Origin of the sequence: Tissierella carlieri (assembly GCF_018917285.1) — a bacterium.
Lineage (GTDB): Bacteria > Bacillota > Clostridia > Tissierellales > Tissierellaceae > Tissierella > Tissierella carlieri.
Map to the genome: position 1 here is coordinate 44,253 of NZ_JAHLOH010000025.1, position 18,225 is coordinate 62,477.

The 18,225-nt window shown below is 33.0% G+C and carries 18 protein-coding genes, 1 tRNA gene and 1 other annotated feature; all 19 genes read left to right on the forward strand.

All coding sequences use genetic code 11. The features are described from left to right. Window positions 1-110: 110 nt before the first annotated feature. The gene (locus tag KQI38_RS06950) at window positions 111-1,835 is read left to right on the forward strand and encodes a proline--tRNA ligase (protein ID WP_216557370.1); all 1,725 of its coding nucleotides are present in this window, start codon (window positions 111-113) and stop codon (window positions 1,833-1,835) included. A 269-nt stretch (window positions 1,836-2,104) separates the two neighbouring features. Next, window positions 2,105-2,272, forward strand: coding sequence for a hypothetical protein (locus KQI38_RS06955; protein ID WP_158220137.1), 168 nt, complete (start codon window positions 2,105-2,107; stop codon window positions 2,270-2,272). Window positions 2,273-2,670: 398 nt separating this feature from the next. Then, window positions 2,671-4,152, forward strand: a complete 1,482-nt coding sequence (gltX, locus tag KQI38_RS06960) for a glutamate--tRNA ligase (protein ID WP_216557373.1) — start codon at window positions 2,671-2,673, stop codon at window positions 4,150-4,152. 130 nt (window positions 4,153-4,282) lie between these two features. Then, the gene (gene cysS / locus KQI38_RS06965; RefSeq protein WP_216557376.1) at window positions 4,283-5,680 is read left to right on the forward strand and encodes a cysteine--tRNA ligase; all 1,398 of its coding nucleotides are present in this window, start codon (window positions 4,283-4,285) and stop codon (window positions 5,678-5,680) included. 3 nt (window positions 5,681-5,683) lie between these two features. After that, window positions 5,684-6,106 carry a Mini-ribonuclease 3 gene (locus tag KQI38_RS06970; protein ID WP_094904470.1) on the forward strand — a complete coding sequence of 141 codons (423 nt, stop codon included), beginning with the start codon at window positions 5,684-5,686 and terminating at the stop codon, window positions 6,104-6,106. A 20-nt stretch (window positions 6,107-6,126) separates the two neighbouring features. After that, window positions 6,127-6,882, forward strand: a complete 756-nt coding sequence (thyX, locus tag KQI38_RS06975; protein ID WP_094904471.1) for an FAD-dependent thymidylate synthase — start codon at window positions 6,127-6,129, stop codon at window positions 6,880-6,882. 124 nt (window positions 6,883-7,006) lie between these two features. Continuing rightward, a complete protein-coding gene (gene rlmB, locus KQI38_RS06980; RefSeq protein WP_094904472.1) occupies window positions 7,007-7,744 on the forward strand; it encodes a 23S rRNA (guanosine(2251)-2'-O)-methyltransferase RlmB in 738 nt (245 codons plus the stop codon). Beyond that, window positions 7,737-8,270 (forward strand): NYN domain-containing protein, encoded by a 534-nt coding sequence (locus tag KQI38_RS06985; RefSeq protein WP_216557379.1) that lies wholly within the window; start codon window positions 7,737-7,739, stop codon window positions 8,268-8,270. The genes rlmB and KQI38_RS06985 overlap by 8 nt, the downstream gene beginning before the upstream one ends. Before the next feature lie 75 nt (window positions 8,271-8,345). Next, window positions 8,346-8,990: an RNA polymerase sporulation sigma factor SigH gene (gene sigH / locus KQI38_RS06990; RefSeq protein ID WP_235601443.1), complete on the forward strand. Its 645-nt coding sequence runs from the start codon at window positions 8,346-8,348 to the stop codon at window positions 8,988-8,990. Between the two features lie 58 nt (window positions 8,991-9,048). Continuing rightward, window positions 9,049-9,124, forward strand: a tRNA-Thr gene (locus KQI38_RS06995). A gap of 200 nt (window positions 9,125-9,324) precedes the next feature. Further along, window positions 9,325-10,518 (forward strand): elongation factor Tu, encoded by a 1,194-nt coding sequence (gene tuf, locus KQI38_RS07000; protein WP_216557382.1) that lies wholly within the window; start codon window positions 9,325-9,327, stop codon window positions 10,516-10,518. A gap of 237 nt (window positions 10,519-10,755) precedes the next feature. Next, window positions 10,756-10,905: a 50S ribosomal protein L33 gene (rpmG, locus tag KQI38_RS07005; RefSeq protein WP_072978085.1), complete on the forward strand. Its 150-nt coding sequence runs from the start codon at window positions 10,756-10,758 to the stop codon at window positions 10,903-10,905. Window positions 10,906-10,933: 28 nt separating this feature from the next. Then, window positions 10,934-11,137: a preprotein translocase subunit SecE gene (gene secE, locus KQI38_RS07010; RefSeq protein WP_094904404.1), complete on the forward strand. Its 204-nt coding sequence runs from the start codon at window positions 10,934-10,936 to the stop codon at window positions 11,135-11,137. A 37-nt stretch (window positions 11,138-11,174) separates the two neighbouring features. Continuing rightward, a complete protein-coding gene (nusG, locus tag KQI38_RS07015; RefSeq protein WP_216557385.1) occupies window positions 11,175-11,720 on the forward strand; it encodes a transcription termination/antitermination protein NusG in 546 nt (181 codons plus the stop codon). Between the two features lie 92 nt (window positions 11,721-11,812). Continuing rightward, complete coding sequence (rplK, locus tag KQI38_RS07020) at window positions 11,813-12,238, forward strand: 50S ribosomal protein L11 (protein WP_094904403.1); 426 nt, start codon at window positions 11,813-11,815, stop codon at window positions 12,236-12,238. A 56-nt stretch (window positions 12,239-12,294) separates the two neighbouring features. Then, entirely contained in the window at window positions 12,295-12,993 is a 699-nt protein-coding gene (gene rplA / locus KQI38_RS07025) for a 50S ribosomal protein L1 (RefSeq protein WP_216557388.1), read from the forward strand. Between the two features lie 38 nt (window positions 12,994-13,031). Beyond that, window positions 13,032-13,166: a sequence feature (ribosomal protein L10 leader region), on the forward strand. A gap of 17 nt (window positions 13,167-13,183) precedes the next feature. Next, a complete protein-coding gene (gene rplJ, locus KQI38_RS07030) occupies window positions 13,184-13,711 on the forward strand; it encodes a 50S ribosomal protein L10 (RefSeq protein WP_094904401.1) in 528 nt (175 codons plus the stop codon). A 30-nt stretch (window positions 13,712-13,741) separates the two neighbouring features. Further along, window positions 13,742-14,125: a 50S ribosomal protein L7/L12 gene (gene rplL, locus KQI38_RS07035; protein ID WP_216557391.1), complete on the forward strand. Its 384-nt coding sequence runs from the start codon at window positions 13,742-13,744 to the stop codon at window positions 14,123-14,125. Window positions 14,126-14,451: 326 nt separating this feature from the next. Further along, complete coding sequence (rpoB, locus tag KQI38_RS07040) at window positions 14,452-18,198, forward strand: DNA-directed RNA polymerase subunit beta (protein ID WP_216557394.1); 3,747 nt, start codon at window positions 14,452-14,454, stop codon at window positions 18,196-18,198. The last annotated feature ends 27 nt before the right edge of the window (window positions 18,199-18,225 follow it).

The following is an 18,225-nucleotide window of genomic DNA, read 5'->3' on the forward strand; positions in this document are numbered from 1 at the left end:
GTCCGTTAGGACCAAATTCATGCGAGTGATAACGAGCAAATGAATTTGTATAGTGAGACTGCGTAAGTTACTTGGCTAATTGTAAATTAAATTAATAGGAGGAAGATAAAATGAGAATGTCAAAGCTTTATATACCTACTTTAAGAGAAATGCCAGCAGAAGCAGAAATAGCGAGCCATAAGCTGCTTTTAAGATCAGGTATGATGAGAAAATTAGTTAGTGGAGTATACTCTTACCTTCCAATGGGATATAGAGTAATAAGAAAAGTTGAACAGATTGTTAGAGAGGAAATGGATAGGGCTGGATCACAAGAGTTATTGATGTCTGCTATTCAACCAAAAGAGATATGGGAAGCAACAGGAAGATGGGATAATTTTGGACCAGAGATGTTTAGACTTAAAGATAGAAATGATAGAGAATTTTGTCTTGGGCCTACACATGAAGAATATTTTACTAATTTAATAAAAGATGAAGTAAAGTCTTATAAACAACTTCCGTTAAACCTTTATCAAATTCAAACAAAATATAGAGATGAAAAAAGGCCGAGATTTGGTTTGATGAGATGTAGAGAGTTTATAATGAAAGATGCATATAGCTTTGATGTAGACGAAGAAAGTATGAAAAAAGCTTACGAAGTAATGTGGGAAGCCTATGATAAGGTGTTCACTAGATTAAAATTAAAATATAAAGTAGTTCAGGGTGATACAGGTGCTATGGGTGGGAAGATATCTCATGAATTCATGGCTATGTCAGATGTAGGTGAAAGTCTCGTAGCATATTGTGATCATTGTGATTACGCAGCTACTGACGAAAAAGCAGAAGTAGTTTACAAAGCTAAAGAGGATATACAGAAAGAGTTAGAATTAGAAAAAGTATATACTCCAGAGATAACAACTATTGAAGCGTTAGTGGAATTTTTTAATATAGAACATAGTAACTTTGCTAAAGCTTTAGTGTTCAATGTTGCAGATAAGCCTATAGTTGCAATAATTCCTGGTGACAGAGAGTTAAATGAAACTAAACTATGTAATTATTTAGGTATTGGTGGACATGAATTAGAAATGGCAGATGAAGAGATGATATTAGATATCACAGGTGCAAATAAGGGTTTTACTGGTCCTATTGGCCTGAAAAAAGAGGTTAAGCTTTTAATTGACTCTAGAATCACTAAGATGAAAAATCTAGTTGTTGGAGGTAATGAAACAGATTATCACTTGAAAAATGCAAATTATGGTAGAGATTTTACTGGTGAAGTGGTAGAAGATTTACTTTTAGTAAAAGAGGGAGATATTTGTCCAAAATGTGAAAAATCACTGAAAATGGATAGAGGAATTGAAGTAGGGAATATATTCCAGTTAGGAACAAAGTATTCTGATTCTTTGGGAGCTACTTTCTTAGATGAAAATGGTAAAGAAAAACCATTTATAATGGGATGTTACGGTATAGGTGTTTCAAGATCTGTAGCAGCTATTGTTGAGCAATACCATGATGAAGATGGTATTATATGGCCTTTAGTTGTAGCACCTTATCATGTAATTATAACTATAGTAAACGTGAAATCAGAAGAACAAATAGAATTGGGAGAAAAATTATATAAAGAGCTAAATGCATTAGGCTTAGAAGTCGTTTTAGATGATAGAAATGAAAGAGCTGGTGTTAAGTTTAAAGATAGAGATTTAATAGGGATTCCTGTTAGAATAACTGTAGGTAAAAGGGCAGGGGAAGCTATTGTGGAATATTCTATTAGAGGTAAAGAGGATAAATTGGAAATTAGTATCGATAAATTAATACCTTTAATAAAAGAAGAGTTTTATAAAGAAGGTTTGGTTATATGATTAAATAAAAAAGTGGTCCTAGGACCACTTTTTTTGTCCAAAAAGAAGGATTTTTAAAATGAATGTAGAATATTAATATAATACAGACATAAAGTCAATAGAAGAATACTTAAATATTTAATTATAATTTTATAATAGTCCTTATTTTATATTTTACAGATGAGAATCTAAGAAACTAGGGGAATGGGGGAATTAAAAAAATAAAAATACAGGCATATTATCAGGGAAATATAATATGATGTATATTATATAATCGATGGAGGGATGCTATGTTAGTAAAATTGGAATCTGAATTAATTACGTTATGTGAAGAAGTTGTGGATATATTATATGAATTAAGAGAACAATCGTTAATATCAGAAGAAGAGTTTAATGCCCACTCAAAACAAAAATTGAAATTTATACAAGAAGCAACAAATGTAGTTATATTGCAATAATATTTTTTTGAAAATGGAAATACTATATTAAATCTTAATATTAAGATTTAATATAGTATTTTTATTATAATTAATATTGGGGCTCTGCTTTTGAAATTATATTCAGAAGCTTGACTTCAATGAGTTTTAAGTATATTAACGAAAGCTTTGATTTCATGCAAGTTGCTTATGCAGTAACTAAGGAAAGTTTTTTAATTATGCTTTCATAGAAGTTTTTACTATGATCCATAGAAATGTTTAACGCTATCATTTTGCTAATAAGAGTTTAATCTATATAGTTTCCAAGAAAGGATAGCTTATGATGATTAGATATAGGTCTTTTTTATTTAAAGGGGACAGTTTACACTTAAGGACTAGTGATATATAATATAATATAATTAATTCAGGAGGTGTCAGTTTTGAAAGAAGTTAGATTAAGATTTGCCCCAAGTCCAACGGGTTTCATACATATAGGATCTATTAGGACTGCTTTATACAATTATCTATTTGCTAGAAATAATAATGGTAAGTTTATCTTGAGGATAGAAGATACTGATCAAACTAGATTTGTAGAAGGAGCTATAGAAAATTTAATAGAGTCCTTACATTGGGCAGGAATAGAATATGATGAAGGTGTATTTGTAGAAGATGGTAAGGTTGTGCAAAAAGGCAATCACGGTCCATATATTCAGTCAGAGAGATTAGACATATATAAAAAATATGTAGATGAGCTTATAGAGAAAGGCCATGCTTACTATTGTTTCTGCTCTAAGGAAAGACTTGAGCAGGTACGTGAGGAACAAAAAATTAAAGGATTAGTTCCAAAATATGATGGATTCTGTAGGAATATATCTATAGAAGAGGCGAAGAAAAGAATTGCTAATGGAGAAGAATATGTGGTTAGATTAAAATTACCTCAGAATTATGATGTGAAATTTCATGATTTAGTTAGAGGAGATATTGTAATAAACACTGATGATATTGATGATCAAGTATTATTAAAGTCTGATGGATATCCAACCTATCATATGGCAGTAGTAGTAGATGATCATTTAATGGAAATAACCCATATAGTTAGAGGAGAAGAATGGTTACCATCCACACCAAAACATATCTATCTATATGAAGTGTTTGGATGGGAAAAACCTGTATATGTTCATCTTCCAACTGTATTAAATAAAGATAGAAAAAAACTAAGTAAGCGTCAAGGCGATGTTTCTGTAGAAGATTTTAAAGATAAGGGATATCTGCCAGAGGGATTAGTCAACTATTTAGCATTGGTAGGATGGAGTCCAGAAGATAATCAGGAGATTCTTTCTATGGAAGAGTTAATTCAAAAGTTTTCCTTTGAAAGAGTTTCAAAAACTGGTGGAATATTTGATAAAGATAAACTAGATTGGGTAAATGGTCATTATATAAGATCCTCATCTGTTGAAAGAATCACAGATATGGCTATTCCATATTTGATTAAAGCAGATTTTATAGATAGAGAATTTGTCCAAGATAGATATGAATGGTTAAAGCTATTAGTTCATACAGTTCAAGAAAGCTTAAATACAGTATCAGAAGTAGTAAATAAAGTAGAATTTATTTTTAAAGATTATGTAGATATTCTAGAGGAAGATGCATTAGAGATAATAAAGGGTGAACAGGTAGGAATTGTTCTCACAGCAATTAAGGAAGAATTAAACAATATAGAAGAAATAGATGAAGAATATGCTAAAGGATTTATGAAGATAATTCAAAAGGCTACAGGGGTTAAAGGTAAAAACCTATTTATGCCAGCTAGAGTTGCACTAACAGGTATGGCACATGGTCCAGAGTTTGTGAATATATTGGTTTTACTAGGTAAAGAAAATATACTCAAAAGAATTGATTATGTAGAGAAAAATTATATATAGTGAAAAGTAAAAAACAGTGAATAACTAAAAGTGAAGAGTGAATAGTTTTAAGTAAAGATTTGGGGTTTTCTTATCTATTAGTTATTAACTATTCACTATTAACTATTCACTTCAATAAAGGAGGTTAGATATGAAGATTTATAATACTTTAACTCGAAAAAAAGAAGAATTCATACCGGTTGTTGAAGGTCAGGTTAGCATGTATATCTGTGGTCCAACGGTATATAACTATATACATGTTGGAAATGCTAGACCAATGGTAATATTCGATACTTTAAGAAGATTTTTTATGTATAGAGGGTATAATGTTAAGTATATTTCAAATTTTACAGATATTGACGATAGAATAATAAATAGAGCTAATGAAGAAAATACTGCATTTAATGATATATCCGAGAGATATATTAAAGCTCTTATGGAGGATGCAAAAGGTTTAAATATTTATGAAGAGAAAACCATCCATCCAAAAGCTACAGAATTTATTCAGCCAATGATTGAATTTATAGAGGCTTTAATAGAAAAGGGTGCCGCCTATAATGTAGATGGTAATGTTTATTTTAACATAGATAGTGCAAAAGACTATGGGAAATTGTCTAAGAAAAATATTGAAGATTTAATGAGTGGAGCCAGAATAGAAGTTAGTGAAGAGAAAAATAATCCTATGGATTTTGCATTATGGAAGAAAGCTAAAGAAGGTGAACCTTATTGGGAAAGTCCTTGGGGTAATGGAAGACCTGGGTGGCATATCGAATGCTCTGTTATGTCGAGAACGCTATTAGGAGATACTATAGATATACATGCAGGTGGCGAAGACCTTCAATTTCCACATCATGAAAATGAAATTGCACAGTCTGAAACTTTAACGGAGAAGCCCTTTGCAAATTATTGGATGCATAATGGTATGTTAAATGTAGAAAATCAGAAGATGTCAAAATCTCTAGGAAACTTTTTTACTGTAAAAGAAATTGCAGAGGAATTTGATTTGGAAATCCTTAGATTTTTCTTGCTATCCGCACATTATAGATCTCCTATGAACTTTACTAGAGAAATAATGAATCAAATGGAAAATGCCTTAGAAAGATTATATAATGGGAAGAAAAACTTAGAATATCTACTTGAAAACACGGAAGATAGAGAATTAGACAAAGAAGAAAAGGATCTACTAGATACTATTGAAAAGTTTAAAAAAGAATTTATTGAAAGCATGGAAGACGATTTAAACACAGCAGATGCTATAGCTTCATTATTTGATCTTGTTAAATTTTCTAATTCAAATCTAAATGAAAAATCTTCTAAGAAATTAATTCAAATATCTTATGATTTGTTATTAGAATTATCCGATGTTCTTGGAATACTAAATAAAAAAGATGAAATTTTAGAGGTTGAAATTTTAGATCTTATAGAGAAAAGAACGATGGCAAGAAAAAATAAAGACTTTAAGTTAGCTGATGAAATTAGAGATATGTTAAAGGAAAAAGGAATAGTCTTAGAAGATACCCAAGAAGGGGTGAAGTGGAAACGTATATAGCCTATGGAAGAAAACAACTTGTTTAGAAAGATGAATACAGAATTAAGTGCAGAGGATATAGCTATGTTATCTCCTCTGCAGCTTGCATATATAGGAGATGCAGTATATGAATTGTTAGTACGGACATATCTACTTGAGAAGAAGTTACCTGTTAAAGAATTGCATAAATTGACTATTAAATATGTGAAAGCCAAGGCCCAAGCAGATATAGTTCATATGTTAGAAGATATACTTAATGAAGATGAACGAGCAGTAGTTAAAAAAGGTAGAAATGCAAAGACTAATACAATGCCTAAAAATGCTGATATGATAGATTATAAATATGCTACAGGTTTTGAAGCGTTGATGGGCTATCTTTACTTAATGGGTAAGGATTACAGAATAGCAGAATTATTTAAAGTGGTATCACATATAGACATTAACTAATGAAGAAAAGGGGGATTAGGATGGATAAGGTAGAACTTTTGAGGTATACGCCTGATGGCGAAAAACTAGTTGCAGCTGCAGCAAGGCTTTGCTATTCATCATCAGGTGTCAGTGAGATAGAAGAAAAGCTAACTGAAGATAAGGTTGAATCATTCTTATCTCTTTTAATGGACTTAAACCATGAAAGTCCTATTGAACATGTTACATTTACTTTTGGGATTGAAGGAATATCTCGTACATTAACTCATCAACTAGTGAGACATAGGATTGCAAGTTTTTCTCAGCAATCACAAAGATATGTGAAACTTGAACAGTTTGAATATATAATTCCGCCGGCTATTGCAAATAATAAAAAGGCTAGAGAAATATTTGAAAAGGCTATGAGAGAAGATCAGAAATATTATGATGAAATATCAAATTTATTATTTGATGAACATTATAATAAGTATATTGAAGAAAAGTTCGACGAGAAGGAAGCAAGAAATAGAGCAGAAAAAGAGTCAATTGAAGATGCAAGATATATTTTCCCCAATGCCTGTGAGACTAAGATAGTATTTACTATGAATGCAAGGTCTTTGATGAATTTTTTTAGACTTAGATGCTGTAATAGGGCACAATGGGAAATAAGAGAGATTGCAACTTTGATGCTTAAAGAAGTGAAAAAAGTCTATCCTATATTATTCAAAAATGCTGGACCAGGTTGTATAAATGGGCCATGTCCAGAGGGGAAAATGACCTGCGGAAAGATGGTTGAAGTTAGAGAGCGATTTAAGTAAATGCACAATTCACAATGCACGATTCACAATTAAAACAACAACCAAGGTCATATCTAAAGACTCAAAAGCTCGACCTCAACAATTGTGAACTGTGAATTGTGAATTGAAGAAAGGTGTGATAAGAATGGATTTTCAATATGTGGTTGGAAGAAATCCTGTTTTAGAAGTACTTAAAACGGATAGAGAAATAGAAAAATTATATGTTCTAAAAGGAGAGCTTCAAGGATCTATAAATAAGATAATTGGAATGGCAAAAGACAGAAATATTATAATACAACAGGTAGATAAAAATAAACTTGATTCTTTATCGGAAGGGAATGCACATCAAGGAGTAGTTGCGTTAGTTACATCATATAATTATGTTGATATAGATGATATCCTCAATAGAGCTAAAGAAAGAAATCAACCTCCATTTATTGTAATTTTAGATGGATTGGAAGATCCGCATAACTTAGGTTCTATAATTAGGAGTGCTGAATGTGCAGGAGTACATGGCGTAATAATTCCTAAAAGGAGATCTGCTCAAGTAAATCAAACGGTATATAAGAGTTCTGCCGGTGCAGTAGAGCATATGCTTGTAGCAAAAGTAAGCAATATTGTAAATGCAATTGAAGAACTAAAAGATAAAGGGCTATGGATTTATGGTGCAGATATGGACGGGACTGACTATCATTATAAGACATCTTTACAAGGAGCTATTGCTTTGGTAATAGGAAATGAGGGAAAAGGATTATCTAGGCTAGTGAAAGAAAAATGCGATGTCTTAGTTAAAATTCCAATGCTAGGCCAAATATCTTCCTTAAATGCCTCTAATGCGGCATCTATATTGATATATGAGGTAGTAAGACAGAATCATGGCTAAGAAGAATAAAAAGATTAAAGAATATCTTTTTGTTGATGGGTATAATATCGTTAATTCTTGGGAGCGGTTTAGTCAACTTAAAAAGGAACATTTAGAGGAGGCTCGAAATGAGCTTATAGAGATCATGACAGAATATAAATATTATTCGGGAATTGAAGTCATAATTGTATTTGATGCACATTTAGTAAAGGGCAACTATGGAGCAGAAGAAAATTATAATGATTTAAAAGTTGTATATACGAAAGAAAACGAGACTGCAGATCAATATATAGAGAAAAAACTAGATGAGATTGGAAGGATAAAGAGAGTAAGAGTAGCAACATCTGACTGGATGGAACAACAAATTGTTTTTGGTCGAGGTGGAACTAGGATTTCAGCTAGGGAGTTAGAAATGGAAATATTTAATGAAAAAAAGCTTATTAAACGTAAAAGTACTACAGAGAATAAAAAAAATGATCTTCTGCTAGGAAGACTGGATGAAGAAACGATAAAAAAACTAAATAATTTAATTAGTAAGAATGAATAACCTTGACTAAAATATAGGTATTAAATATAATTAATAGTAATCAAAATTAACAGAGTTATACTGGGGGGATGCTTAGTGCAATTGGAAGTGCATAATGATATGGAATTAACTACATATATGACTATGCAGGATGAAGAAATTGTAGAAGCTGCAAAAAATGATGACGCTATTGCACTGGAATACCTGATTTATAAATATAAAAACATTGTAAAATGCAAAGCTAGATCATATTATTTGATAGGGGCAGATAAGGAAGATATCGTTCAGGAGGGCATGATAGGACTATATAAGGCTATTCGTGACTATGATAAGGACAAGCTTACATCATTTAGAGCATTTGCAGAAATCTGTATCACGAGACAGATAATTACAGCAATTAAGACAGCTACTAGACAAAAGCATATTCCTTTAAATTCTTATGTTTCACTTAATAAACCTATATATGATGAAGAATCTGATAGGACTCTATTGGATATAATTTCGGGCTTTAAAATTTCAGATCCAGAAGAATTAATGATTAGCAGAGAAGATTTGAATTTAATGGAAAGAAGAATAGGAGAGATTTTATCTGAATTAGAGTTAGAGGTCCTAATGTCTTATGTGGATGGTATGAGCTATCAGGAAATTGCAGAGGATTTAGACAGGCATGTGAAAAGTATAGATAATGCCTTACAAAGAGTTAAAAGAAAGTTAGAGAAGCTACTAGAGGACAAAGTATAAACTTAAGCTTGACAATTTTATATGTAAATAGTAAAATAACTAGCAGTGAGTAAAAAATGCCCACGTAGCTCAGGAGGTAGAGCACTTGCATGGTAAGCAAGAGGTCACCGGTTCGAGTCCGGTCGTGGGCTCCATGCTTTTTAAAGATAGGAAACACCAGGGTGAGTTTTCTTGTGATGCATAGGAAATTCTAAATCTCCTTAATTTTAAATTTCCGATAAATGCATTTTAAGAAAGTTTATATTAATGCTTTAACTTAAGACTTTCTTTATCATCTACTAGAGAAAACTCAAGTGTATTAAATTATTAAATATAATTAAGGAGGAATATTGAAATGGCAAAAGCAAAATTTGAAAGAACTAAACCCCACGTAAACATAGGGACAATAGGACACGTAGACCATGGTAAAACAACATTAACAGCAGCTATTACAATGGTATTAAACAAAAGATTTGGCTCAGGAGAAGCAATAAGCTATGACAACATAGATAAAGCACCAGAAGAAAGAGAAAGAGGAATAACAATTTCCACATCTCACGTAGAATATGAAACACCAAATCGTCACTATGCACACGTAGACTGCCCAGGCCATGCTGACTATGTAAAGAACATGATTACAGGAGCAGCACAAATGGACGGAGCAATTTTAGTAGTATCAGCAGCAGATGGTCCAATGCCGCAAACAAGAGAGCATATACTATTATCAAGAAACGTAGGAGTACCAAAGATAGTAGTATTCTTAAACAAACAAGACATGGTAGATGATGAAGAATTAATCGAATTAGTAGAAATGGTAGTAAGAGAATTACTATCCGAACATCCCTTCGATGGTGATGGTACACCAATCGTAGTAGGTTCAGCATTAAAAGCAATAGAAGAACCAGACGGACCATGGGGAGACAAAATAGTTAAACTAATGGAAGAAGTAGATGCATACGTTCCACAACCAGAAAGAGATACAGACAAACCATTCTTAATGCCAGTAGAAGACGTATTCTCAATAACAGGAAGAGGAACAGTAGCAACAGGAAGAGTAGAAAGAGGAGTAGTAAAAACAGGAGACAACGTAGAAATCGTTGGGTTAGCAGAAGAAGCAAGAACAGTAGTAGTAACAGGAGTAGAAATGTTTAGAAAACTACTAGACGAAGCACAAGCAGGAGATAATATAGGAGCACTTCTAAGAGGAGTTCAAAGAAACGAAATCGAAAGAGGTCAAGTACTAGCAAAACCAAAATCAATAAATCCACATATAAAATTTGAATCAGAAGTATACGTACTATCTAAAGAAGAGGGTGGAAGACATACACCATTCTTTAATGGATATAGACCACAATTCTACTTTAGAACAACAGATGTAACAGGAGATATCAAATTAGAAGAAGGCGTAGAGATGGTAATGCCAGGAGACAACTCAAAGTTTACTATAGAATTAATAACACCAATAGCTATAGAAGAAGGGCTAAGATTCTCAATTCGTGAAGGTGGAAGAACAGTAGGATCTGGAGTTGTAACTAAAGTTCTTGAATAGTGATGAAAGACTAGGTCTTTAACCTAGTCTTTTTTCTGGATGGAATTGGAATAAACATTAGATTAATGAGGAATAATTGTATAAATTGAAGAAAAAATTGTGGTAGAAAGAAAGACTTTTTTATTGACATAATTTTTAATTTATGATAGTTTATATTAGTAACGTTGTTAAAAGTGGGGAAATGTACCCGAAAGCGATAGCTTAACATATATATGGTGTTTGTGGGAGGTGTTTTAAGTGAGAGATAGAATCACATTAGCTTGCACAGAGTGTAAACAAAGAAATTACAATTCATCCAAGAATAAAAAGAACAATACAGAAAGAATCGAACTAAAGAAATATTGTAAATTCTGCAAAACTCATACTACTCATAAGGAAACGAAATAATATTAAAACAAGTAAGGATGTGAGTGTTATGACAGCACCAACAGGTACAAAAAAGGCAAAGATGTCCGCATATTTCAGGGGTGTTAAGGCTGAAATGAAAAAGGTAATTTGGCCTAGCAGAAAAGAACTAATAAACTATACTGGAGTAGTTATAATGATTAGTGCACTTGTAGCTATTATTGTCTGGGTATTAGATCTAGTGATACATGGTGGTTTACGATTTATAATTTAGTACAAGAGGGAGGGAGGAACCATAGGTTCCCAATTGTATGACGGAGAAAAGTAGAGAACAAAGGGCTATAGATGCAAAATGGTATGTAGTCCATACTTATTCGGGTCATGAAAACAAGGTTAAAGCTAATCTTGAAAAAATGGTGGAGAATAGGGGAATGCGAGATGATATATTCGAGGTAGCAGTGCCTACTGAAGAATATATGGATAGTAAGGGCGGGAAAAAGAAGCTTAAAGAAAGAAAACTTTTCCCTGGATATGTTCTTGTGAAAATGATTATCAATGATGAATCATGGTATCTGGTGAGAAACACAAGAGGAGTTACGGGATTTGTAGGGCCAGGATCTAAGCCAGTTCCATTGACAGACGCAGAAGTTAAAGCACTGGGTGTACAAGAAACTATTTTACCGGATATAGATTTAAAGGTAAAAGATGTAGTAAAAGTATGTTCAGGACCATTTGAAAACTTTATGGGTACTGTAGATAATTTAAATATGGAAAAGAGAAAAGTAAAGGTTTTTGTTTCTATGTTTGGAAGAGAAACCCTTGTGGAATTGGATTTTGACCAAGTAGAAAAGTTGTAGTTTTTAAAAGCAAATTGCTTTTTAAATATATATAATTAAGTGGGAGGGTTTATCCCGCCAGACCACAAAGGATACAAGGAGGTGGAAGTTTTATGGCAAAAAAAGTCATGGCTTTAGTTAAGTTACAAATACCTGCTGGAAAGGCTACACCAGCACCACCTGTAGGAACTGCATTAGGACCTCATGGAGTAAATATTATGCAATTTACAAAAGAGTTCAATGCTAAAACTGCAGATCAAGCAGGAATGATAATACCAGTTGTTCTTACAGTTTACCAAGATAGATCTTTTTCTTTCATTACAAAAACACCGCCAGCTGCAGTATTGATTAAAAAGGCTGTAGGAGTTGAGTCAGGTTCAGCTGAACCTAACAAGAAAAAAGTTGCTAAGATTTCTCAAGCTAAAGTTAGAGAAATTGCTGAGATAAAGATGCCAGATTTAAATGCTGCTTCAATAGAAGCTGCTATGAGTATGGTTGCAGGAACTGCAAGAAGTATGGGAATTACAGTAGAAGAATAATAATTTTAGGAAAGTAGTGGGAGGAAATTCCGTTATAACCACAAGGAGGTAAAGTTATGCCAAAGAGAGGTAAAAATTATCAAGACAGCTTAAAGTTAGTAGATAGAACTGCACTTTATGATGTAGCAGAAGCTATTGAATTAGTTCAAAAAACAGCAAAAGCTAAATTTGACGAAACTATAGATTTATCAGTAAGACTTGGAGTAGATCCAAGACATGCTGACCAACAAGTTAGGGGAGCAGTAGTGCTACCACATGGTACAGGTAAATCGAAAACTGTACTTGTAATTGCTAAAGGTGATAAAGTTAAAGAAGCTGAAGAAGCTGGTGCAGAATATGTAGGTGGAGACGAATTAGTTGCTAAGATTCAAAATGAAGGATGGTTAGATTTTGATGTAGTGGTTGCAACGCCAGATATGATGGGTGTTGTAGGTAGAATAGGTAGAATCCTTGGACCAAAAGGATTAATGCCAAACCCAAAATCTGGAACTGTTACTTTCGAAGTAGCAAAAGCAATTAATGAAATTAAAGCTGGTAAAGTTGAATATAGAGTTGATAAACAAAGTATTGTAAATGTACCTATTGGAAAAGTATCCTTTGGAACAGAAAAATTAAAAGAAAATTTTGAAGCGGTTATGGATGCTATAATTAAAGCAAAACCAGCTGCAGCAAAGGGGAAATACTTAAGATCTGTTGCTATATCCAGTACAATGGGTCCTGGAATTAAAATTAATGGACAAAAATTAATGGACTAATCTATTGACAAAGTTTATTATTGCTGATACAATTTTGTTATTAATTAAATAGGCTGCCGTAGACAGTAGGTACCTAAAGGTTTAATTTCCTACCGAGGTTGAGATTAATCTAATTCATAAAATAGAAATTAGGGTCTCTCTGTGTCTACGGAGGGACCTTTATTTATTCGTCCTATGGGAGGTGAAGTCAGTGAGGGAACAAACCCTTCAAGCTAAGAGTCAAAATGTAGAAGAAATAAAAGAAAAAATTAGCAAAGCTCAATCAGTTGTAGTAGTTGATTATAGAGGACTTAATGTTGAACAATTAACTGAGTTAAGAAGCAGATATAGAAAAGCTGGCGTTGAATATAAAGTTTATAAAAATACTATGATGAGATTTGCTTTTAAAGATTCTGGATTAGAAGAATTCAATGAATTCCTAAAGGGACCATCTGCTATTGCATTTGGATATGATGATCCAGTTCAAGCGGCTAAGATTACATCTGATTTTGCTAAAGAAAATGATAAGCTAGAGATAAAAGCTGGTATTGTAGATGGTAAAGTTATTGATGTAAATGGTGTAAAAGATTTAGCAAACTTACCGCCAAGAGAAGTACTTATTGCTCAAGTACTTGGTGGATTCAATGCACCAATTCAAGGATTTGCAAATGTACTTCAAGGTACAATTAGAAGCTTTGCAATAGTACTTAATGCTATTGCTGAAAAACAAGGAGCTTAAAAACAAAATTATTGTGGAGGGATATATTAAATGGCAAGTGAAAAAGTATTAAATTTAATTGAAGAGGTTAAAAATTTAACTGTATTAGAATTATCAGAATTAGTTAAAGCATTAGAAGAAGAATTTGGAGTAAGTGCAGCTGCACCAATGGCAGTAGCAGCAGCTCCAGCAGCAGGAGCTGCAGCTCCAGCAGCAGAAGAAAAATCAGACTTTGATGTTATATTAGCATCAGCTGGAAACGAAAAAATCAAAGTTATTAAAGTTGTTAGAGAATTAACTGGCTTAGGATTAAAAGAAGCTAAAGAATTAGTAGACAACGCTCCAAAGCCAATTAAAGAAGGAGCTTCAAAAGAAGAAGCTGATGATATTAAAGCTAAATTAGAAGAAGCTGGAGCACAAGTAGAAGTAAAATAATTATGGTTAAGTTAAAAAGGCTTTCTATTATATTGAAAGCCTTTTTTATAACCTATAGGAGTTATCATAAATGGGTTTCACAAAAGGTTTCCTTGTATATTAATATTTTAATGGAAGCCTTTTATTATGCTAAAAATACATAAGAAATAACTTGACATAAGAATTGCATTATGGTAACATAATTAAATGCATAATAGGGAAAAATATTGTCTATTGTATAATTTTTCAATTAAATGACAATATTATAATATATTTGTTTTGGAAAAGTTTTACCAAAAGTATTTGATGCTTTTGGATATTTTAGTTTAATAAGGGGTGAATTTTTGATGGTACATCCTGTAACCTACGGAAAGCGTGTTAGGATGAGTTATTCACGCATTGATGAAGTACTAGATTTGCCTGACTTAATTGAGGTGCAAAAGTCTTCTTATGAATGGTTTTTGAAGGAGGGTCTTAGAGAGGTTTTTGAAGACATTTCTCCTATCCAAGACTATACTGGTAATCTGATATTAGAATTTGTTGATTACCATATTGGGGAAAACATTAAGTATGGCGAGGATGAAGCAAGAGAAAGAGATGCTAATTATTCTGCACCGTTAAAGGTAAAGGTAAGACTCATTAACAAAGAAACTGGTGAAGTAAAAGAGCAAGAGGTTTTTATGGGTGATTTACCTTTAATGACTGATAAGGGTACATTTATTATTAATGGTGCCGAGAGAGTAGTTGTCAGCCAATTAGTTAGGTCACCAGGTGTTTATTTTGTAGAAGAGATAGATAAAACAGGTAAAAGACTGTATTCTTCTACATTGATCCCAAACAGAGGAGCTTGGCTAGAATACGAATCAGATTCTAATGATATTGTTTATGTTAGAGTAGATAGAACAAGAAAGGTTCCTATTACTACATTACTAAGGGCTTTAAAACTTCAAAGTAACTCAGAGATTATAGAAGTACTTGGTGAGACAGAGCAAGTATTAAATACATTGGAAAAGGATAACACTACCAATGAAGAAGAAGCATTAATCGAGATATATAAGAGATTAAGACCTGGAGAACCACCTACAGTGGATAGTGCTAGATCTCTTATTACTAATTTATTTTTTGACCCCAAGAGATATGATTTAGCCAGAGTAGGCAGATATAAGTTTAACAAAAAGTTAGCTCTATATAATAGAGTATATGGAAAAAGAGCAGCTAATGATATTCACAATCTGGAAACTGGAGAAATATTAGTATCCCAAGGTGAAAAAATAACTAGAGATCAAGCTATAGAAATTGAAAACAGCGGTATAAATATGGTAGATGTATTGTTAGAGGATGGAAGAAAAGTAAGGGTTTTAGGGAACAATTTTGTTGATTCTAAAGTGTTTAATCTACCATTTTCGTTAGATGAATTTGGATTAAAGGAAAAAGTATATTATCCTTTGATGAAGGAGTTAGTAGATACTTATGATAATCCAGAGGAATTAAAAGAGGCTATAGGTGAGAGGCTAAAAGAATTATCGCCAAAGAATATTACTATAGATGATATTGTTGCATCTGTAAACTATGAGTTAAACTTATTTGATGGAATTGGAAATACTGATGATATTGACCATTTAGGAAATAGAAGACTTAGATCCGTTGGAGAGCTACTACAGAACCAATTTAGAATAGGTCTAGCTCGTATGGAAAGAGTAGTTAGAGAAAGAATGACTATTCAAGATATTGATGTGGCTACACCTCAAGATCTAATAAATATAAGACCTGTTGTTGCTTCAATTAAAGAGTTTTTTGGTAGCAGTCAGTTGTCTCAATTCATGGATCAGACAAATCCGTTGGCTGAATTAACGCATAAGAGAAGAATGTCTGCATTAGGGCCTGGAGGTCTTAGCCGTGATAGAGCAGGATTTGAGGTAAGAGACGTTCACAATTCCCATTATGGTAGAATGTGTCCTATTGAAACGCCAGAAGGACCTAATATAGGGCTTATAACCTCACTAACTACCTATGCAAGAATCAATGAATATGGTTTTATTGAATCACCATATAGAAAAGTAAAAAAGGGAACTGGTAAAATTACTGGAGAAATTCATTATTTAACTGCTGATGTAGAAGATGAATTTATAATAGCTCAGTCTAATGAGAAACTAAGTCCTGAAGGAGAAATAATAGGTAAAAGGGTTATAGGAAGAGGTAAATCTGGAGTTATAGATATATTCCCAACTGATGAAGTTGACTATATGGATGTCTCACCTAAACAACTTGTATCTGTTGGTACGGCTATGATCCCATTCCTAGAAAATGATGATGCTAATAGAGCACTGATGGGTGCAAACATGCAAAGGCAAGCAGTACCTCTTTTAAAAACAGAATCTCCAATTATTGGAACGGGAATTGAATATAAGGCTGCTAAAGATTCTGGAACTGTAGTCTTATCTAATCATTCTGGGGTTGTAGAAAAAGTCAGTTCATCTGAAATAGTTATAAGAAAAGATGAAGACAATAAATTAGAAAGATATAAATTGTTGAAATTTAAACGTTCTAATCAGGGAACTACTATAAATCAAAGACCTATTGTATCGAAAGGTGAAAGAATCGAAAAAGGTCAAGTAATAGCAGACGGTCCAAGTACAAATCTAGGAGAGATTGCATTAGGTAAAAATATATTAATAGCTTTCATGACATGGGAAGGCTATAACTATGAGGATGCTATTTTAATTAATGAAAAATTAGTAATGGAAGATGTTCTGACTTCAGTTCATATAGAAGAATATGAATCAGAAGCAAGAGATACTAAATTAGGTCCCGAAGAAATAACTAGAGATATTCCTAATGTAGGAGATGATATGTTAAAGGACCTAGACGAAAGAGGCATTATTAGAATAGGTGCAGAAGTAAAATCAGGGGATATATTAGTTGGAAAGGTGACACCTAAGGGAGAAACTGAGCTAACTGCTGAAGAAAGATTACTTCGAGCTATATTTGGTGAAAAAGCTAGAGAGGTTAGAGACACGTCTCTAAGGGTTCCACATGGTGAAGCTGGTATTATAGTGGACGTCAAGATTTTCTCTAGAGAAAATGGAGATGAATTACCACCAGGCGTTAACCAAATGATAAGAGTGTATATAGCTACTAAGAGAAAGATAAATGTCGGAGATAAAATGTGTGGACGCCATGGAAATAAAGGGGTAGTATCTAGGATAATGCCTGAAGAAGATATGCCTTATTTACCAGATGGCACGCCTGTACAAATTGTTTTAAATCCTCTTGGAGTACCTTCTCGTATGAACTTGGGGCAAGTGTTAGAGGTTCATCTAGGACTTGCTGCTAAAAAATTGGGATGGCATGTTGCCACACCAGTATTTGATGGTGCCAACGAAGAAGATATTATCCAAGCATTAAGAGAAGCGGGTTATCCAGAAAATGGTAAGATTTATCTTAGAGATGGAAGGACTGGAGAGAGTTTTAACAACCCAGTAACTGTAGGATATATGTATATGCTAAAACTACACCATCTTGTTGATGATAAGATCCATGCTAGATCAACTGGACCATACTCTTTGGTTACTCAACAGCCATTAGGAGGTAAAGCTCAATTCGGTGGACAAAGATTTGGAGAGATGGAGGTTTGGGCACTTGAAGCATATGGAGCAGCCCATACGCTACAGGAAATATTAACAGTTAAATCTGATGATATTGTAGGTAGAGTTAAAACTTACGAGGCAGTAGTAAAGGGGGAAAATATCCCTGAGCCTGGTATTCCAGAATCCTTTAAAGTATTAATAAAAGAACTTCAAAGTTTATCATTAGATATAAAAATTATATCAGAAGATAAAACTGAAATAGAACTTCAGGAATCAGTTGATGATGAATTGTCAGATTTAGAAGTTATGGGTGAAGAATTGACAGGAGAAAAAGTATTTTCTGATGATGAAGATGATGAACAAGAAGAAAGTGAAGATATAGATAGAATAAGAGAAGATGATATACCTACAGGGTTTATTTTAGAAGAAGATACTGATGATATAGATATTAATATTGACTTTGATGAAGATGATTATGAAGAAGAAGAAGATTATGAAGATTTTTAAAACCTTGGGCTTTATGCCCGAGGAATT